Annotated in this window: 1 protein-coding gene and 1 pseudogene; both read left to right on the forward strand. The window is 64.4% G+C overall.

What is annotated here, in order from left to right:
* The coding region (locus ENZ75_RS33095) for an ABC transporter ATP-binding protein (RefSeq protein ID WP_164888235.1) at positions 1-372 on the forward strand (372 nt) is incomplete at its 5' end.
* Between the two features lie 49 nt (positions 373-421).
* Positions 422-867, forward strand: a pseudogene (locus ENZ75_RS33100) (ABC transporter substrate-binding protein); the annotation flags it as partial.

An 867-nucleotide genomic window follows, 5' to 3' on the forward strand; every position in this document is an offset into this window, starting at 1 on the left:
CTGTCGGGCGGCGAGCGCCAGCGCGCCCAACTGGCGCGCGCCATCGCCCAGCAGCCCAAAATCCTGTTCCTCGACGAACCGACCAACCATCTGGACCCGCGCGCCCGCGGCGAACTGCTCGACCTCGTGGCAGGCTTTGAGATGACGGTGATCGCGGTGCTGCACGATCTGGCGCTGGTAGCACCCTTCGCCACCAGGGTGGCGGTGATGAACCATGCCCGTCTGCAAGCGCTCGCCGCACCGCGCGAAGCGCTGGCCCAACAGCTGATCCGCGAGATTTTCGGCATCGATGTGCTGCGCCTGCGCCATCCAACCGAGGATCGAGAGTTGACGGTGTTCGAGGTTCCGAACCGTGCCGCGCCGCCGTCGTGATTGAAGCCGTTCCATAGTCGACCCGATCCCACCCACAAGGAGCATACCCGTGAAACGCCTCGCTTTTTCGCTTGCCGTCTCGCTGCTGACCTCGACCGCCTTCGCCTTCCCGGTAACCGTCGACAGCTGCGGCAAGCCGCTGACCTTCGACGCGCCGCCGAAGCGCGCTGTCATCCACGATCTGAACATGGCTGAGATGGCTTTCGCGCTGAAATTGCAGCCGTCAATGGTCGGCCTGACGGGCATCACCGGATGGTACAAGGTCGGTTCCGAATTCAAGGCAGAGCAGGGTTCGATCCCGGAGCTGGCGCCGAAATATCCGACGCTCGAAAACCTCGTGGCCGTGGAGCCGGATTTCTTCTTCGCCGGCTGGTACTACGGCATGAAGCCGGGTGGCGAGGTGACGCCCGACACGCTTGCCCCGCACGGCATCAAGACGCTGGTTCTGACGGAAAGCTGCGTCCATCTCGACAAGAGCCGCCCCGCCGCCTCGAT

Origin of the sequence: Mesorhizobium sp. M7A.F.Ca.CA.002.04.1.1, from assembly GCF_004022805.1 — a bacterium.
Lineage (GTDB): Bacteria > Pseudomonadota > Alphaproteobacteria > Rhizobiales > Rhizobiaceae > Mesorhizobium > Mesorhizobium ciceri.